Origin of the sequence: Collinsella aerofaciens (assembly GCF_039752985.1) — a bacterium.
GTDB lineage: Bacteria > Actinomycetota > Coriobacteriia > Coriobacteriales > Coriobacteriaceae > Collinsella > Collinsella aerofaciens_BT.
Genome location: NZ_JBDMHA010000049.1, coordinates 1 through 18,324 on the forward strand (window position 1 = coordinate 1; position 18,324 = coordinate 18,324).

The 18,324-nt window shown below is 60.6% G+C and carries 13 protein-coding genes; 11 read left to right on the plus strand and 2 right to left on the minus strand.

Annotation, left to right across the window (positions count from 1 at the left end; translation table 11 throughout):
- Positions 1-1,444 (plus strand): cation:proton antiporter domain-containing protein (locus ABHR76_RS07295; RefSeq protein WP_346977183.1); only part of this gene is annotated, 1,444 nt, incomplete at its 5' end.
- A 112-nt stretch (positions 1,445-1,556) separates the two neighbouring features.
- Here the strand turns inward: ABHR76_RS07295 and ABHR76_RS07300 are convergent.
- Positions 1,557-2,900: a homoserine dehydrogenase gene (locus ABHR76_RS07300; RefSeq protein WP_346977184.1), complete on the minus strand. Its 1,344-nt coding sequence runs from the start codon at positions 2,898-2,900 to the stop codon at positions 1,557-1,559.
- A gap of 250 nt (positions 2,901-3,150) precedes the next feature.
- Here ABHR76_RS07300 and ABHR76_RS07305 point away from each other — a divergent pair, with 250 nt between their 5' ends.
- The 8 genes from ABHR76_RS07305 to ABHR76_RS07340 all read left to right on the plus strand — a co-directional run bounded on the left by ABHR76_RS07305 (position 3,151) and on the right by ABHR76_RS07340 (position 11,107).
- Complete coding sequence (locus tag ABHR76_RS07305) at positions 3,151-4,317, plus strand: ABC transporter substrate-binding protein (protein WP_346977185.1); 1,167 nt, start codon at positions 3,151-3,153, stop codon at positions 4,315-4,317.
- Between the two features lie 271 nt (positions 4,318-4,588).
- Entirely contained in the window at positions 4,589-5,776 is a 1,188-nt protein-coding gene (locus tag ABHR76_RS07310; RefSeq protein ID WP_006234442.1) for an ABC transporter substrate-binding protein, read from the plus strand.
- Positions 5,777-5,915: 139 nt separating this feature from the next.
- Positions 5,916-6,797 carry a branched-chain amino acid ABC transporter permease gene (locus ABHR76_RS07315; RefSeq protein ID WP_035137220.1) on the plus strand — a complete coding sequence of 294 codons (882 nt, stop codon included), beginning with the start codon at positions 5,916-5,918 and terminating at the stop codon, positions 6,795-6,797.
- 9 nt (positions 6,798-6,806) lie between these two features.
- Positions 6,807-7,886 (plus strand): branched-chain amino acid ABC transporter permease, encoded by a 1,080-nt coding sequence (locus tag ABHR76_RS07320; RefSeq protein WP_117862433.1) that lies wholly within the window; start codon positions 6,807-6,809, stop codon positions 7,884-7,886.
- Positions 7,876-8,736, plus strand: a complete 861-nt coding sequence (locus ABHR76_RS07325) for an ABC transporter ATP-binding protein (protein ID WP_055310550.1) — start codon at positions 7,876-7,878, stop codon at positions 8,734-8,736. Before ABHR76_RS07320 ends, ABHR76_RS07325 begins: the two co-directional genes overlap by 11 nt.
- Positions 8,737-9,450 carry an ABC transporter ATP-binding protein gene (locus tag ABHR76_RS07330; RefSeq protein ID WP_006234438.1) on the plus strand — a complete coding sequence of 238 codons (714 nt, stop codon included), beginning with the start codon at positions 8,737-8,739 and terminating at the stop codon, positions 9,448-9,450.
- 175 nt (positions 9,451-9,625) lie between these two features.
- On the plus strand, positions 9,626-10,303 hold the full coding sequence (locus ABHR76_RS07335; protein ID WP_215694174.1) for a copper homeostasis protein CutC: 678 nt from the start codon (positions 9,626-9,628) through the stop codon (positions 10,301-10,303).
- A gap of 3 nt (positions 10,304-10,306) precedes the next feature.
- Positions 10,307-11,107 carry a DUF4931 domain-containing protein gene (locus ABHR76_RS07340; protein WP_138111984.1) on the plus strand — a complete coding sequence of 267 codons (801 nt, stop codon included), beginning with the start codon at positions 10,307-10,309 and terminating at the stop codon, positions 11,105-11,107.
- A gap of 27 nt (positions 11,108-11,134) precedes the next feature.
- Here ABHR76_RS07340 and ABHR76_RS07345 read toward each other — a convergent pair whose 3' ends face one another.
- Positions 11,135-12,133: a bile acid:sodium symporter family protein gene (locus ABHR76_RS07345; RefSeq protein WP_138111987.1), complete on the minus strand. Its 999-nt coding sequence runs from the start codon at positions 12,131-12,133 to the stop codon at positions 11,135-11,137.
- Between the two features lie 274 nt (positions 12,134-12,407).
- On the opposite strand from ABHR76_RS07345, the gene recJ reads away from it, so the two are divergent.
- Together recJ and ABHR76_RS07355 are read left to right on the plus strand one after the other, a co-directional pair.
- Positions 12,408-15,695 (plus strand): single-stranded-DNA-specific exonuclease RecJ, encoded by a 3,288-nt coding sequence (gene recJ, locus ABHR76_RS07350; protein WP_346965396.1) that lies wholly within the window; start codon positions 12,408-12,410, stop codon positions 15,693-15,695.
- 15 nt (positions 15,696-15,710) lie between these two features.
- Positions 15,711-18,071, plus strand: coding sequence for a RelA/SpoT family protein (locus ABHR76_RS07355; protein WP_138111993.1), 2,361 nt, complete (start codon positions 15,711-15,713; stop codon positions 18,069-18,071).
- The last annotated feature ends 253 nt before the right edge of the window (positions 18,072-18,324 follow it).

The following is an 18,324-nucleotide window of genomic DNA, read 5'->3' on the forward strand; positions in this document are numbered from 1 at the left end:
GCTGGGACCCCATATGCTCGGCGTCATCCATGTAGATGCCGAGGTCTCGCTTGTGTCCGAGCTCGGTCTGGCCTTTTTGTTCCTGCTTGCCGGCTTTGAGATCGATCCCAAGAGCATCACGGGTGTCGAGGGGCGCTACGGCTTGGCAACGTGGGTCGTCACGTTTGGTATCGCCTGGCTTGCCGTGCGCTTTACCCCGTGGTTCTCGGTCAGCCATTTCGACGGTATCGCCGTGACGCTTGCCCTCACTTCTACGGCGCTCGGCACGCTCGTGCCCATCATGCGTGAGCGTTCACTTGTCGGAACGCGCGTGGGCGACTCGATTCTCGCGTATGGCACCTGGGGCGAGCTCGGCCCCGTGCTTGCCATGTCGGTGCTGCTGTCTGCCCGTACCGGCATCCAAACGCTCGTGATTCTTGGCCTGTTTGCGGTGGTCTGCGTGTTGCTTGCCGTGGTCCCAAGCCGCTCCAAGCGCGTCGGCAGCCGCTTCTTTGCGTTTGTCGAGGAACGCGCCGATACCACGTCGCAGACCTTCGTGCGCCTGACGGTGCTCATCCTGGTCACACTCGTGGCTTTCTCGGCCGTCTTTGATCTCGACATTGTGTTGGGTTCTTTTGCCGCCGGCTTTGTCTTGCGCTACATCATCCCCGAGGGCAACCATACGCTCGAGACCAAGCTCGACGGCCTGGCCTACGGCTTTTTGATTCCGGTGTTCTTTACCGTATCGGGCGCAAAGATCGACCTGACGGCCGTGGCGTCGCGCCCGGGTCTGCTCGTGGGCTTTATCGTGGCGTTGCTGATTATTCGTGCCGTGCCCATTCTTATTTCTATGAGCATTTGCCCTGCGACGCGCGATGTGTCGGCGTATGGTCGCATTACCGTGGCCCTGTACTGCACCACGGCGCTGCCGATCATCGTTGCCGTGACGAGCGTTGCCGTCAACGCGGGCGCGCTGTCGCAAGACATCGCGTCGGTTATGGTTGCCGCCGGCGCCATCACGGTGTTCTTGATGCCATTGCTCGCGCAGCTCTTCTACCGCGTGGTGGATGCCGCGCCGGTCGCCGCCGTGGCAGAAGTTGCCGAGCATCCATCCGATGCGCTCGACATCCTGCGCGCCCACCACGACTTAGCGAGCTTGCTCGCGCGCGAGCATGAGCTGCTGACTTCGCATGGCCATGGTCGCGTATTCGAGGGCCTGCCTACGCTCGATGCGATTGCCGAGCGTCTTTCCGCCGAGGCGGCGAGCGGCCACATCGATGCCCGCATCGTGGACGCGGCGCACCTACTTGCCGATAAGACCTATGGAGACGAGGTCGACCCATCCGAGCTGACCCCACGCGAGCGCCGCCGTCTGGAGCGCGCCAAGCTCGCCGTGCGCGAATACCGCCGCCGCATGCTGGAGCTCTATGCACGCGATGAGGCCCAGGACGACGACGGCAAGTAGCAAGGAATGTCGGGATACGGGTTCCGTCCAAATAATAGAAGGCGCGCTGCCTGCGGTTGATGCAGGCAACGCGCCTTTTGCGTTGAGCTTCGTTGAGGTTCGAAGTAGTGGACTAGTTGGCCATGACGCCTTCGGTCCAAGCCTCAACGTCCTCGATGCGTAGGACGTTGGCGACCTCGGCCACGCAGTCGACGCTGGCAAGCTCGGCGGCGGCAGCCTGGACGTCCTTCTCGAGCGCGCGGTGCGTCAGGAAGATGACCGAGCAGGCATCGCTGACGCCCGACTTGCCGTCCTCGACCTGGTTGATGAGCGAGATCGAGATGTTGTGCTTGGCAAAGATGTCGACCGTCTCGGACAGGGCGCCCACGCGGTCGGCGACCTTCAGGCGCACATAGTACTTGGTCTGGAGCTCGTCCATGGGCTTAAAGGCGAGGTTGTGGCCATAGGGTTCAATCTCGGGCAGCGGAGCCACGCCGCGGCTGATCTGCTCGGAGAGCGACAGGATGTCGCCCACGACGGCGCTTGCGGTGGGGAAGGAGCCTGCGCCGGCACCGTAGAACATGGTCTCGCCCACGGCGTCGCCTACCACGTAGACGGCGTTCATGGCGCCGTTGACCTTGGCAAGCATGTGGTCGGCGGGGATCAGCGTGGGATGCACGCGGACGTCGACGCCAGCGTCGGTGTTGCGTGCGATGCCCAGCAGCTTGATGGTGTAGCCGAGCTCGCGGGCCTGGGCAATGTCTTCGGCGCCGATGGTACGGATACCCTGCTGGTAGACATCGTCGGTGGTCACGCGGGTGCCAAAGCCGATGGAAGCGAGGATTGCCGTCTTGCTGGCGGCGTCGAAGCCGTCGACGTCGGCGGACGGGTCGGCCTCGGCATAGCCCTTTGCCTGGGCGTCGGCGAGCACGTCAGCGTAATCGGCGCCCTCGGCGTCCATGCGCGACAGGATGTAGTTGGTGGTGCCGTTGAGAATGCCAGCGATGGTCAGGACCTTGTTGCCCACCAGGTCGTGCTCGAGCGTGCTCACGATGGGGATGCCGCCGCCGCAGCTGGCCTCGCACTTAATCTGCACGCCGCACGCGCGCGCCTTCTCGGCGAGCGTCTCGACATGACGGCCCAGCAGGGCCTTGTTGGCAGAGACGACGTGCTTGCCATTCTCGAAGGCGGTGGTGAAGATTTCGGTCGCGGGGTGCTCGCCGCCGATGAGCTCGACGACGATATCGACGGCGGGGTCGGTGACGACGTCGTGCCAGTCGCTCGTAAAGGCCTCGCGCTCAATACCGGCGGCTTCGGCCTGCTCCCAGGCAAGCGCGCAGGCGCGGGTCAGCTTAAGGTCGATGCCGTAGGCGGCCAGGTACTCATCGTGGTGGCTCTTGATCAGACGGGCCACGCCGCCGCCGACGGTTCCCAGACCGATGAGGCCGACGTTCACGGTGCGCAGGGGTTCGCTCATAGATAGCTCCTTCGTGCATCTTATGGATGGATTAACCGCTTAAAGGTTGAGTGCATTCTAGCGTGAAGTGCGGGCGCGTGCTTGCCTGGCAGCGGGAGCAGCACAAAACGCCACCCCCGAAACGCTGCGGAAACATTGGAAACACGCTCGCTACAAACGAACTTCCGTAACAAACTGTCAACGTTTGCACCATAAGGTTTGCCCTGTACCGCAAGACGGCCGCACCGCGGCCAGCGAAAAGGGGGACACCATGTTTAGCATCAACAGCACGCTCAGCCGTAGGAACTTTCTCGCCGGTGCCGCGGCGCTCGGCAGCACCGTGGCACTCGCTGGTTGCTCGTCGGGTGGCTCGGAGGGCGGCTCCGCCGATGACGGCAAGACCTTCAAGATCGGTGTCATCGGCCCTCTGACCGGCGCCGCGGCAACCTATGGCGTTTCGGCCGAGAAGGGTGCCAAGCTCGCCGCCAAGGATTTCTCGACCAAGGACCTCAAACTCTCGCTTAAGTCCGAGGATGACGTCGCTGACGGCGAGAAGGCTATCAACGCCTTCAATACCCTGTGCGACTGGGGCATGCAGGCTCTCGTCGGCCCCGTCACGACTGGTGCCGCCGTCGCCGTCTCGGGCGAGATCGCCGACGATATGCTCATGGTCACGCCTTCGGCCTCGTCGCTCGACGTCACCAAGGATAAGACCACGGTCTTTCAGGTTTGCTTCACCGATCCCACCATGGGCGCCAGCGCTGCGAAGTTCTTGGCCGAGAAATACGCGGACGCCAAGATCGCCCTGTTCTACAACTCCGGCGATACGTACAGCTCGGGTGTTGCCGATGCCTTTGCCGAGCAGGCCAAGGAGTCCAAACTTGATATCGTCGATACCGAGACCTTTAAGGACGATTCCTCCACGAGCTTTACCAACCAGCTCACCAAGGCCAAGGAGGCCGGCGCCACGCTCATCTTTGCGCCGATCTACTACACGCCGGCGTCCGTTTTGCTCAAGAACGCCAAGGACATGGGCTACGACATGACGCTCATGGGTACCGACGGCATGGACGGCCTGCTCTCTGTGGAGGGCTTCGATACCTCTCTTGCCGAGGGCGTACTGCTCATGACCCCGTTTTCCGCCGATGACGAGAAGAATGCCGACTTCGTCAAGGCCTATAAGGATGCCTACGACGAGACGCCTAACCAGTTTGCCGCCGACGCCTACGATTGTGTCCACGCCATCGCCGAGGCCATCGACAAGGCGGGCATCGATATTACGGCCGATGGTGCCGACATTGCCGACGATCTTGCCAAGGCCATGCGCAAGATCAAGATTGAGGGCCTGACGGGCGAGCTCACGTGGAACGACGAGGGCCAGGTCGAAAAGCCCGCTACGGCCTATGTGATTCAGGATGGCAAGTACATCGCCGCCTAAGTGCGCATAAAGCGCTACCGGTGAGGCCGTTTTATTCAGGGCAAGGGCGCTTGTAACAGAACGGAAACATTACTTTCACACAATAAAGTGGCATTACTGCATAAAGTAATAGAAATACGCAGAATTATGGATAAATGGACAAATCCAAAGAAAAGTTGAAATAATCGCCACTTTTCTCAACTAAAGCGTCTACTATTTTGCGAACGCCGAACACGGCGAAGGATGGCCTGTCGGGTAACCGAAACCCGACGAGATTTGAGAGGAGAGCCGCATGTCGAGCCTCACCGGTAAGTCATTGAACCCTGTTATGAATCGCAGGAGCGTTATCGCGAGCGCAGCAGGTCTGGGGGCGATGTCCATTCTAGCTGGCTGCTCCTCCAACGGCGGCGACAGCGGTTCCGCTTCGAGCGACGCTTCGTTTAAGATCGGCACCATCGGCCCGCTGACCGGCGCCAACGCGTCCTACGGCAAGTCCGTTACCCAGGGTGTCGAGCTTGGCTGCAAGGATTTTTCGACCAAGGAGCTGCCGCTTGCCAGCAAGGCCGAGGATGACCAGGCCGATGGCGAGAAGGCCGTCAACGCCTTCAACACCCTGCTCGACTGGGGCATGCAGGCCCTCGTCGGCCCGACTACCACGGGTGCGTCGGTTGCCGTTGCCGCAGAGTGTGGTAACGACCCCAAGACGTTCATGATCACCCCGTCCGCGTCCTCCGAGGACGTCACCGACGGCAAGGATTGCGTCTTTCAGGTTTGCTTCACCGACCCCAACCAGGGTGTCAACGCTGCCAAGTTCCTGGCGCAGAAGTATGCGGACGAGAAGTTCGTGCTGTTCTATAACTCCGGCGACGCCTATTCTTCGGGCATCGCAGATTCCTTTAAGGCCCAGGCCGCTGAGTCCAAGCTCGAGATTGTTGACGAGGAGACCTTTAAGGACGACTCCGCCACGAGCTTTACCAACCAGCTGACCAAGGCCAAGCAGGCTGGCGCCACCATGATTTTTGCGCCGATCTACTATACGCCGGCGTCCGTCCTGCTCAAGAACGCCAAGGACATGGGCTACGATGTCAAGATGATGGGCTGCGACGGCATGGACGGTATCCTGGGCGTTGAGGGCTTCGATACCTCTCTTGCCGAGGGTCTGCTGCTCATGACCCCGTTCTCCGCCGACGACGAGAAGAACGCCGACTTCGTTAACGCTTACAAGGATAAGTACGGCGATACCCCCGACCAGTTTGCCGCCGACGCCTACGACGGCGTGCACGCGGTGGCCGAGGCCGTCAAGGAGGCCGGTCTTGGTGTCGACGCCGACCCGACCGAGGTCGCCGAGAAGCTGTCCAAGGCTATGCTCAAGATTACCGTTGACGGTCTGACCGGCAAGCTCACCTGGAACGATAAGGGCCAGGTTCAGAAGGAGCCCACGGCGTACGTCATCACCGACGGCAAGTACGTACAGGCCTAATTGGCCGCCTTACATAGAGCGGTTTTGATCCCAAGCAGGGGAGGTTTTGGCCTTCCCTGCTTGCTTGGTATCTAGGGACGATGTAACGTCCCTGTTTCATACATCAACTGGAAACCTATTCGAAAGGGGGATGTGGAACATGACGGTCTTTATCCAATACCTGGTCAACGGCCTGTCCATGGGCAGCGTCTACGCCATCATCGCGTTGGGCTACACCATGGTCTACGGTATCGCCAAGATGCTGAACTTCGCTCACGGCGACGTCATCATGGTCGGTGCCTATGTCTCGTTCTGCGCCACGTCGTATCTCGGCCTCCCGGGCTGGGTATCTGTAATTCTTTCTTGTGTGGTCTGCACGGTTCTCGGCGTTCTCATCGAGGGTCTGGCCTATAAGCCGCTGCGCCAAGCAGGCCCGCTGGCCGTTCTGATCACGGCTATCGGCGTGTCTTACTTCCTGCAGAACGCCGCGCAGCTTCTGTGGGGCGCCACGCCCAAGAACTTCACTTCGCTCGTCACCTTCCAGGTGCCGGAGTTCTTGGCCAAGTTCAACGTAAGCGCCGTCTCGCTCGTCACCATCGTCGCCTGCCTGGTTATCATGGCCGGCCTGATGTTCTTTACAGGTAAGACCAAGATGGGCAAGGCCATGCGCGCCGTGTCCGAGGACAAGGCCGCCGCTCAGCTCATGGGCATCAACGTCAACCGCACCATCTCGATGACGTTTGCCATCGGCTCGGCGCTTGCCGCCATCGCCGGCGTGCTCCTGTGCTCCTACTCGCCGGTGCTGCAGCCCACGACGGGTGCCATGCCTGGCATCAAGGCCTTCGACGCCGCCGTCTTCGGCGGCATCGGCTCCATCCCCGGTGCCTTTGTCGGTGGCATTCTCATCGGCATCATCGAGGCGATGGCGCAGGCTTACATTTCCACGAGCCTTGCCAACTCCATCGTCTTTGGTGTTTTGATCATCGTCCTGCTCGTCAAGCCTGCCGGCCTCTTGGGCAAGTACGTCCCCGAGAAGGTGTAGGTGAGCGTTATGAAGTTTCTTAAAGACAAGCAGACGCGTCACGACTTTGTCACGTACGCCATGTGCATCGTGGCCTTCGCCATCGTGTTCTTTATGCAGTCTAACCACATGATTCCGCGCATGATCGCCGGTCAGCTGGTTCCCATCACGGCCTATATCGTCATGGCCATTTCCCTCAACCTCGTCGTCGGCATCGCGGGCGACTTGTCGCTGGGCCACGCGGGCTTTATGAGCGTCGGTGCCTACACGGGCATCGTCACCGCCGTCGCGCTGGAGAGCGCCGTTCCGTCCGATCCGATGCGTCTGATCATCAGCATTGTGGTCGGCGCTATCGCCGCTGCCATCTTGGGCTTCTTGATTGGTATCCCGGTCCTGCGCCTGAGCGGCGACTATCTGGCCATCGTGACCCTGGCTTTTGGCGAGATCATCAAAGAGATCGTTACCTGCCTCATTGTGGGCGTCGACTCCCGCGGCCTGCACGTGATTTTTAACATCACGGGCAACTCTACGATCGACGACCTGCACCTGCTCGAGGACGGCACCGCCATCATCAAGGGCGCCCAGGGCGCCTCGGGCGTGTCGACGTACTCGACCTTCCTCGCCGGTGCCATCCTGGTCATGGTCGCACTCGTGATCGTGCTCAACCTGGTCCGCAGCCGTACCGGCCGTGCCATTATGGCCGTGCGCGATAACAAGATTGCAGCCGAGTCCGTAGGCATCTCCGTCACGGAGTACCGCATGATCGCCTTCGTGGTTTCCGCTGCCCTCGCCGGTGCTGCCGGAGCTCTCTTCGGCGGTAACTTCTCGCAGCTCTCCGCCACCAAGTTCGACTTCAACACGTCGATCCTCATTCTGGTGTTCGTGGTCCTGGGCGGCCTGGGCAACATGCGCGGTTCCGTCATCGCGGCGGCGTTGCTCACGGTGCTTCCCGAGCTGCTTCGTCAGTTCTCGGACTACCGCATGCTCATCTACGCCATCGTGCTGATCCTGGTCATGATTTTTACCAACAACCCGCAGCTCAAGGCGTTCTTCGGTCGCGTCAAGGACCGCTTTGCTTCCAAGAAGGAGGTGGCAGCCGATGCCCAGTAAATTTGAGTTCAAGAAGGGCAAGATGGTCCCGTATCCTTCTGGCGCCATCGTTCCCGATCGTGACCTGGGCGAGCGCCCTGCACTCGAGTGCATCCACCTGGGCATTGAGTTCGGTGGCCTTAAGGCAGTCGACGACTTTAGCCTGACTATCGGCAAGACCGAGATCGCCGGTCTGATCGGTCCCAACGGCGCCGGCAAGACCACGGTCTTCAACCTGCTCACCAAGGTGTACCAGCCCACGCATGGCACCATCCTGCTCGACGGCGAGGACACCTCGGGCAAGTCGGTCTACCAGGTCAACCGCATGGGTATTGCCCGTACCTTCCAGAACATTCGCCTATTCAACACCATGACGGTGGAGGATAACGTCAAGGTCGGCCTGCATAACCAGGAGCGTTACTCCGGCTTTGAGGGCGTGCTGCGCCTGCCGACGTATTGGAAGCACGAGAAGGCTGCTCACGAGCGCGCCATGGAGCTGCTGTCCATCTTTGATATGGAGCATCTGGCAAACGAGCAGGCCGGATCGCTGCCTTACGGCGCTCAGCGTCGTCTGGAGATCGTCCGCGCGCTTGCCACCAACCCCAAGCTACTGCTGCTCGACGAGCCTGCTGCCGGCATGAACCCGTCCGAGACCGCGGAGCTCATGGAGAACATCGTCAAGATTCGCGACACCTTTGGCATTGCTATCATGCTTATCGAGCATGATATGTCGCTCGTTATGAACATCTGCGAGGGCATCTGCGTGCTCAACTTTGGTAAGGTCATCGCCAAGGGCACGGCAGAGGAAATCCAGAACAACGACGCTGTTATTGAGGCATATCTGGGCAAGCAGGATAAGGGGGAGAACTAAATGGCAGAGCCGATGCTTTCCGTCTACAACATCAACGTCTGGTACGGCGCCATCCACGCCATTAAGGACATCTCCTTTAACGTTAACGAGGGCGAGATCGTGGCCTTGATTGGCGCCAACGGTGCCGGCAAGTCCACAACGCTCAAGACCGTCTCGGGCCTGCTGCGTTCCAAGACCGGTTCCATCAAGTTTATGGGCGAGGACATTACTCATACGCCCGCTGATAAGCTGGTTGGTAAGGGCCTGGCTCAGGTTCCCGAGGGTCGTCGCGCCTTTTTGCAGATGACGGTCGAGGAGAACCTGGAGATGGGTGCCTATACGCAGCCCAAGTCCACGGTGGCTCCGGGCCTGGAGCGCGTCTACGAGCAGTTCCCGCGCCTGAAGGAACGTCGTCGCCAGGTCGCCGGCACCCTTTCGGGCGGCGAGCAGCAGATGCTCGTTATGGGGCGCGCCCTTATGAGTAACCCCAAACTGCTTATGCTCGACGAACCTTCCATGGGTCTGGCGCCGATTCTGATTGAACAGATCTTCCAGATTGTCGAGGACCTTCACAAGGCCGGCACCACGGTGCTTCTGGTCGAGCAAAACGCGCAGATGGCGCTTTCCATCGCCACACGCGGTTACGTGCTCGAGACCGGCAAGATCACCATGACCGGCACCGGCCAAGAGCTCCTGCATGACGACAACGTCCGCAAAGCCTACCTCGGAGGCTAACCCACCTAACAAAAGGGGCGCTGACCATCTCAGTCAGCGCCCCTTTTTAAGTTGCGGCGAAATAGGGACTAAATGGGAGTCTCGGAGGCCAAAAGAGTCCCCATTCCACCGCAACTTCATGGGGATGTGTGACAATGCCCGTCGGAAAACATCTGCTGTCTTTTGGGGTCTATCTATGCTGTACGAGTTTTGTGCCGAGAACTTTGAGCGGGTGCCGGCGGCTATCGATGCCGGTGCAAGGCGTATCGAGCTGTGCGACAACCTTGCCGTCGGTGGCACCACGCCTTCGGCCGGCGTTATCAGCGCTACGACCAACTATGCACACGAGCACGATGCACGGGTGATGTGCATGATCCGTCCGCGTGGCGGCGACTTTCACTACAACCAGGACGAGTTGCGTATGATGGAGATGGACCTGGGCCTTGCCGTGAGCGCCGGCGTTGACGGCTTGGTCTTTGGCTGCTGCAAGCCCTGCGCTGGCGGATGGGCACTCGACGAGCTTACGTTGGGCGCCCTCGTGATGGCCGCGGGCTGCGCGACCGAGGAATGCAAGCGTGAGCCCATCGACATCACCTTCCACATGGCATTTGACCAGCTCTCGCCCGAGGCTCAGCTCGATGCGATTGATACACTTGCCGACTGCGGCGTTACGCGCATCCTCACGCATGGCGGCGCTGCCGGTACGTCGATCGAGGATAATTTTGATCACCTGGCTCGTTTAATCGAGTATGCGGGCGATCGTTTGACCATCCTTCCCGGCGGCGGCATCACTACGGCAAATCGCGACACGGTCGCGGCGGCGCTAGGCGTCTCCGAGCTCCATGGCACCAAGATCGTGCCGCTGGAGGTATAACCCGTGGCGCTGGTATTTGACGTTCAGCAGGCGAGCGGTAAGCCTGACGATAATCGTCGCCCTGGCACCGCGTGCCCCTTTTGCGACACGGAGGGGCTTGCCAACATCATCCAGCGCGATGGTGACTGCATCTGGCTCGAGAATAAGTTCAAGACCCTGCGCGCCACCCGTCAAACCGTGCTGATCGAGTCGGCCGATCACGATGCCGACCTGGTGACCTATGAGCCGGATGAACTCCACCATGTGATGCGGTTTGCCCTGGGTTGCTGGCAGCAGATGATTGATTCACAGCAGTATCGAAGCGTGCTCATGTACAAGAACAAGGGTCCGCTCTCGGGCGGTAGCCTCGTTCATCCGCACATGCAGATTGTGGGTTTGGAGCAGGAAGACGGCTACACTTCGCTGACTTCTGCCAATTTCGAAGGCATCAATCTCTGGCAACAGGGGAGAATCGCGGTCAACATCTCAACCGAACCGATCATGGGGTTCTTTGAGATCAACGTTTCAGCCCCGCAGGGAATCGCTGCCAGCGATGACACGAGAGACCAAGCCGAGGCGGATCTCTTCGCCGATGCGATCCAGGTAGCTCTGCGCTATATCCTGAACGAGCACCACGGTGGTCGCGCAGAGTCGTATAACCTGTTCTTCTATCACCTGGGCGGTCGGACCATTGCCAAGGCGCTGCCGCGTTGGGTGGCTTCGCCCTACTTTGTCGGCTATCGTTTGGCCCAGGTCAATGCTGAGACCACGCTCGATGTCGATGCGGAGCGACTCCGTGCACATCTGGAGGCGCTCACATCGTAAAGTGAGCGCCCGCACACTGCGGACAGTCTAGCGTGCCATGGCGTCGCGGCCGGCCTCGACCCGCTTGCGCTGGGCGGCGCGCTCCTCGCCGGTTAGACGCTCAAAGAGATGCCCGATAAGCGAGGCGAGTACCTGCTGAAACAGCGTGCCGCACATGACGGGGAATACGACTTCGCCCGGAAAGTATTGCGTGGCGATGACGGCGCCCGAAGAGATGTTACGCATGCCGCAGGTAAAGCACATGGTAGCCGTCTCGCTATATGGCAGATGCAGCGCACGGGCGACCAGAAAACCGATGACAAAGCCGCTGATGGCGAAGGTCAAAATAAAGAGGGCGACTTCCAGGCGCACCGCGTTCATGTGCAGCACGTACTCGCTCATGGCGGTGGAGTTGGAGGCGATAACGCCCATCATCATGAATTTGCAAGCGGGCGAGAGCGCGGGGGAGAGCTTCTCGTGTCCCCATCCACGCGTGAGCTCGTTGATCACGATGCCGAGCACGGCGGGGATGGCGATCATAAAGGCCATGTCTTGCATCATGCTCGGCACATCGATCGAGACGGTGGCACCCAGCAAGAGCTTAAGCGTAAGCGGAATCGTCACAGGGGAGATAACCGAGGACGTCAGGATGATGGTGAGCGCGAGCGGGCCGTTGCCGCCGAACATGCTGATCCACATAAAAGCGGTGACGGCCACGGGCACGCTGTACTCGAGCACGATGCCGCAGACAAGGTTGGGGTTGGAGCCAAAGAAGAGTGACCCTATGGCATACGCCGCGATGGGAATAAGCACTGCCGAGACCAGCAGCGCCAGAATCAGGTGCAGCGGACGGTGGAACACCTCGGCTACCTGGTGAAAAGTGTTGCTGAGCGCGCCCTGAAACGTCATAAAGGCGAAGAGGGCGGGAACAATGGGCTTGAGCACGCCGATCTGCTGGGGAAAGAGCACTCCGAGCGCCACGCAAATCGGAACGATGATCTGCATATGCCCCGCGAGGAACTTTCCCAGTCCAGCCCATTGCTTCATATGTCCCGTGACTCCCTTTATCCGCGAACTCGTTTGTATGGATATGCTAGACGCTCGTATGCGTCCGTGCGGCTGAAACGCTCGATTATTTCGAGGCCATTACCGCCATCGTTTGCCGAAACCGCGGCGCACCGCGGCGTTTTGCGTCCGTGCCGCACGGTATAATAAATCCGTTCAACAGATCTGCCTGCCGAAGCGGGCATACACAGAGGACTCATCGCTATGAACCGTGAGAGGTATCGCGGCGACCTGCCCCTATCGGGGGTGGGCGCCTATGTCATCGCTTAAGACGACGCATCGCTGGGCGGTCGCTCGGCAAAACCCCGAGCTCGAAAAGGAGCTTTCGGCTGGCCTGGGCATACCCGGGCTGGTGGCGCGCATTATGGTTGCGCACGGCATTACATCCATCGAGGAAGGCCAACTGTTTTTGACGCCTTCGCTCGATCGCGACTGGGCGGACCCGCTCGTTATTCCGGGCATGGCGGTCGTCGCCGACCGCGTTGAGCGCGCTGTTCGCAGTCACGAGCGCATCGCCGTCTTTGGCGATTTTGACGTCGACGGCATAACGTCGACTTGTCTGTTGACCGAGGCGCTGCGGATGTTTGGCGCCAATGTCACACCGTTTATCCCGCACCGCTTTGACGAGGGGTACGGCCTGTCGCGTGCGGCGCTCGACCGCGTCAACGAGCTCGCCCAACCCAACCTGATTGTGACCGTCGATAACGGTATTGCTGCCAAGGAAGAGGTCTCCTATCTGGAGAGCCTGGGGATCGATTTGGTGGTCACGGACCATCACGAGCCTTCCGACCAGGTGCCGCAGGGCGTGCCCCTGACCGACCCCAAGCTCGAGGACGAGGGTCCCTCGCGCGAGCTTGCCGGTGCCGGCGTGGCACTCAAACTGGTGCAGGTCCTGGGCGAGCGTTTGGGCAAGCCGTCGTATTGGCGTTCGCTGATAGAGGTCGCGGCGCTGGGCACCGTATCCGACATGATGCCGCTCACGCCCGAGAATCGCGCACTGGTCGCCGAGGGCATCCAGCAGATGCGCGTGACGGCCCGTCCCGGCTATATCGCGCTTGCCGCACTTGCCAAGGCCGATCTTTCTACCATTACGGCCGACGGCCTGTCATTCTCGCTCATTCCCCGCTTAAACGCTGCCGGTCGCATGGCCGATCCCAAGCTGGCGCTCGACCTGCTGCTTGCCCGCAATCCCATCGAAGCAAGCGCGCTGGCGGCTGAGCTCGAAGAAATCAACCGCCAGCGCCGTGAGATCGAGGCGGAGCTCACGCGCGATGCCATGGCAAAGGTCGAGGAGACCTATGACGGCGGACGCGCGATCGTCGTGGGCGGCGAAGGCTGGCACGAGGGTGTCAAGGGCATCGTGGCAAGCCGTCTGACCAACCGCTATCACGTGCCGGCGCTGCTGTTCTCGATCGAGGACGGTATCGCGCGCGGCTCTGGTCGCTCGGTGGGCAAAGTTAACCTGTTTGACGCCGTCGAGCGCTGTTCCGACCTGCTGATTCGTCGCGGCGGACATGCCGGTGCGGTGGGTGTGACCATCGAGGCATCCAAGCTCGATGAATTCCGTCGTCGCCTTTCCGCCGTGCTATCGGAGATTCCCGCCGAGGACTTTGAAGACATCGACGAGGTTGCCGCCACGGTCGACCTTTCCGAATTGAATATCGAGACCATCGAGCAGATTTCCCGCCTTGAGCCGTTTGGCCAGGGTAATAAGGTGCCGCTGCTGGCTGCCGAGGGCGTGACGATGTGTGATCGCGCCGTGGTGGGTAAGACCGGCGAGCACATGCGCTTTGTGGCGACCGATGGCGCCGCGAGTGTGCCGGCTATTATGTTCCGCGTGCCGCAAATCGATAAGCTCATCAACTGCGATAGCGCTGTCGACTTGGTGTTCGAGGCCGTTGCCGAGCATTGGCAGGGTCGTGTGAAGTCCAAGCTCATGGTCAAGGATGTTCTGGTCCGCGATACCACGCTGCCCAGCGTCGACGATCCGGCATGCGAGCTTCGTCGTGGCGTGCAGCCGGCAGACTCCGATCTGCGCCTGGAGTCGCGCAAGCGCGAGACGCTCGCCCAGCTTTCCTATACCGAGCTCACGCGCTCGCTTATCCATAGCTTTATCGGATCGAACCAGCCGCACCGCGCGCAGGTTGAGGCGCTCGACGCCTTGGCCGATCACCAGAGCGTTTTGGCGGTTATGGGAACGGGCCGCGGCAAGTCGCTCATCTTCCATGTGCATGCCGCGCGTGAGGCGGTGCTTCGCGGACGTGCGAGCATCTTTGTCTATCCGCTGCGTGCGCTTGTTGCCGACCAGGCCTATCACCTCTCGTCGACGATGGCCGCGCTCGGCATTGGCGTTGGCGTGCTGACCGGCGAAACCGTGGAGGCCGCACGCGATGACGTGTTCGCCGGCCTAGCTTCGGGCCGCACCGGTATCGTGCTCACGACGCCCGAGTTCCTGTCTATCCACCGTGACCGCTTCGCGCGTTCGGGCCGCATCGGCTTTGTCGTTATCGATGAGGCGCACCACGCCGGCCTTGCCAAGGGCGGCGACCGCAGCGCCTATCTTGACATGCCCGATATCCTCAAAGCCCTGGGCGACCCGGTCGTTATGGCTGCGACGGCCACCGCGACGGCTCCGGTCGTGGCCGAGCTTGCCCGCATGTTGCCGATCACTCGCACGGTGGTCGACGAGACGGTGCGCGAGAACTTGCAGCTCGAGGATGACCGAGATCTTGCGAGCCGCGAGAACCGCCTGGTGTCAATCGTGGCTACGGGGGAGAAGACCGTCATCTACGTCAACTCGCGTGATCAGTCCGTGGCGCTTGCCAAGACACTGCGCAAGCGGGTGCCCGATTGCGCGACCCGCATCGCGTTCTATAACGCGGGGCTTGCGCGCTCCGATCGTCGCCGTGTTGAGGAAGCGTTTCGTGACGGAAGCCTCAGCTGCATCGTTTCGACCTCTGCCTTTGGTGAGGGCGTCAACCTGCCCGATATTCGCCATGTCGTGCTCTACCACATGCCGTTTGGCAGCATTGAATTTAACCAGATGAGCGGACGCGCCGGTCGCGACGGCCAACCTGCCGTGATTCACTTGCTCTATTCGTCGCGTGACGCTCGCATTAACGAGCGCCTGCTCGACTGCTACGCGCCCGAGCGCGATGAACTCGTCACGCTCTATCGAGCGCTGCAGACTATGTGGCGCTCCAACCGCGGCAAGACCGGAGACGACTCGTTTAGCGCGAGCGATATCGACATCGCGCAGATGTGCCTTGCCATCGATGCCCGCACGCCGGTCGACGAGCGCTCGGTGGAAAGCGGCCTGGGAATCTTCGAAGAGCTTGGTTTCTGTCGCGTTTCGGGGTTTGACGACACCCGTCGCATCGCGATGGCCGAAAACCCCGGCCGTGTGCAATTGAGCAGGTCAATTCGCTATTTGGAGGGCTTGCGCTCGCGCATGGAGTTCTCGGCTTTCCGGAGCTGGGCACTCGATTCGTGCGCTTCTGATATGCTAGCCAAAGTTAACCGCCCGATCGTACCGCGGGCCTAGGGGAAGGGGACCTCGATGGATGCCGCAGCCCGTACCGCCCATGATTCCACCCTCCAGCCGTTTTCGGAGATGGAGCACTATAAGCATGCCGATGAGCTGCCGCCCGAGATTATGGCGGACAGCTACGACAAGCTGGAGCGCCTGTGCCTCAAATATATGAATGAGGAGGACTTCTCTAAGGTGGAGCAGGCCTATTGCTTTGCCGCCGAGAAGCACTGCAACCAAAAGCGCCGCTCGGGCGAGATGTACATTAACCATCCCGTCGAGGTGGCCATCATTTTGGCCGATCTCAAGATGGACTGCGATGTGGTGTGCGCCGCGCTGCTGCACGATACCGTCGAGGATACCGAGACCTCGCTTGCCGATGTGTCCGGCCTGTTTGGCGATACGGTAGCCGAGCTCGTCGATGGCGTGACCAAGCTCACCAACATCGAAGTCGACAGCATGGACGAGAAGCAGGCCCTCACGCTGCGCAAGATGTTCCTCGCCATGTCCAAGGACATCCGCGTCATTATCGTTAAGCTTGCCGACCGCCTGCATAACATGCGTACGCTGGCGGCCCTTCGCGAGGACCGTCGCCTGTTTAAGGCTCGCGAGACCATGGACGTGTATGCGCCCCTGGCCGACCGTCTGGGCATGAGCTCTATTAAGTGGGAGCTCGAGGACCTGTCCTTCTTCTACCTGGAGCCCGATGCCTACCAGCGCATTGCGCGCATGGTGGCTGAGTCGCGCGAGGTTCGCGAGCGCTATCTGGCTGAGACTATCAAGACGCTCACCGACGAGCTCAACCGCATTGGCCTGGAGGGCTTCCAGATCAATGGCCGTTCCAAGCACTATTGGTCCATCTACCAAAAGATGAAGCGCAAGGGCAAGGAATTCTCCGAGATCTACGACCTGGTGGCACTGCGTGTCATCACGCATTCGGTGCGCGATTGCTACTCCACGCTCGGCGCGGTGCATACGCTGTGGCACCCCATGCCCGGTCGCTTCAAAGACTATATCGCCATGCCCAAGGTCAACAACTACCAGTCGCTCCATACGACGGTTATCGGCCCCACGGCCCGCCCGCTCGAGATTCAGATTCGAACCTACGAGATGCATGAGCAGGCCGAGTACGGCATTGCCGCCCACTGGCTCTATAAGAAGTCGGGCGGATCGTCTGCGTCTAAGACCAATGATGCCCAGCGTCTGGACGACCAGATTAACTGGCTCAAACATTCGCTCGATTGGGCAGCGTCTGACGAGATTACGGACGCCAAGGAATACCTGCACTCGCTGAAGGTCGATCTGTTCGACCAGGAGATCTTTGTCTTTACACCCAAGGGCGAGGTCATGGCGCTTCGTGCCGGCTCTACACCGCTCGACTTTGCCTACGCCGTTCACACCGAGGTGGGAAACCATTGCGTCGGCGCCAAAATCAACGGTGCGGTGGCTCCGCTCACGCACGAGATTAAGACGGGTGACCGTGTCGAGATCCTGACCAACAAGAGTTCCAAGCCGTCGCGTGATTGGCTCAAGATCGTTAAGACACCTTCCGCCAAGTCAAAGATCCGCCGTTACTTCGCCGCCGCGACCAAAGACGATGACGCTGCTGCCGGCCGCGATATACTGGCCAAGGACCTGCGCAAGCGCGGGTATGGCATCTCTACGCCGCGATCCACGCGTGCGCTCAACGCCGTGGCGGAGCAGTTTAACTACAAGCAGCTCGAGGACCTGTTTGCCGCCGTCGGCGCCGGCAAGGTTGCCCCGCGCGCTGTGGGTAACAAGGTCGAGCAAATCTTGGACCCCAAGCCCGAGGAGCAGCTCACCAAGACCGAAGCCATTGCCGAGATCGTCAAGCAGCCTGCCCGCGGCTCCAACCGCAAGCCGCAAAAGCGCGGCAAGAGCGCCAGCAACGGCATTATCGTCAAGGGCGAGAGCAACAGCGGTCTGCTGGTCCGTCTGGCGCATTGCTGCAATCCGGTGACGGGCGATGACATCGTCGGCTTCATCACGCGCGGCCGTGGCGTTTCGGTGCATCGCGCCAACTGCCCCAACGTCAAGGGTCTTATGGAACATCCCGAGCGCATGATCGATGTGGAGTGGGACGGCGCTGCCGACACCCTCTTCCAGGTCGAGATCGTGGTCGAGTGCCTGGACCGCATGGGCCTGCTCAAGGATGTCACCATTGCCATTGGCGATGCGGGCGGCAATATCCTTTCTGCCGCCACGTCGACCAACCGCGAGGGTATTGCAACCCTGCGCTTTATGGTCGAGATCTCGGACGCGAGCGGTCTGGATCCGCTGCTGGCTTCCATCAGCAGTGTCGATTCGGTCTACGACGCTCGCCGTCTTATGCCCGGCGAAGGCGGAGCTCAGCTCAAGCGCCGTGTGTAGGTGCGAGAGCCTCTCAGCATCATAGATATCGGTTACGTTCGAGGCATCGTTTGGTGCCTCGAACGTATTTTAGAAGGAGGGTATGCGCATGGGCGATATGACTTTGGACCTGACACCCCGAGGTGCAGCTTCGATTGAGGCACTCGTCAACGGCCCGATTCAGACCAACAGTTACGCCGTGATTTCGAATGACGAGTGCTTAATCGTCGATCCGGCGTGGGAGGGCGAGCGTCTTGTGGAGCATATCCGCACC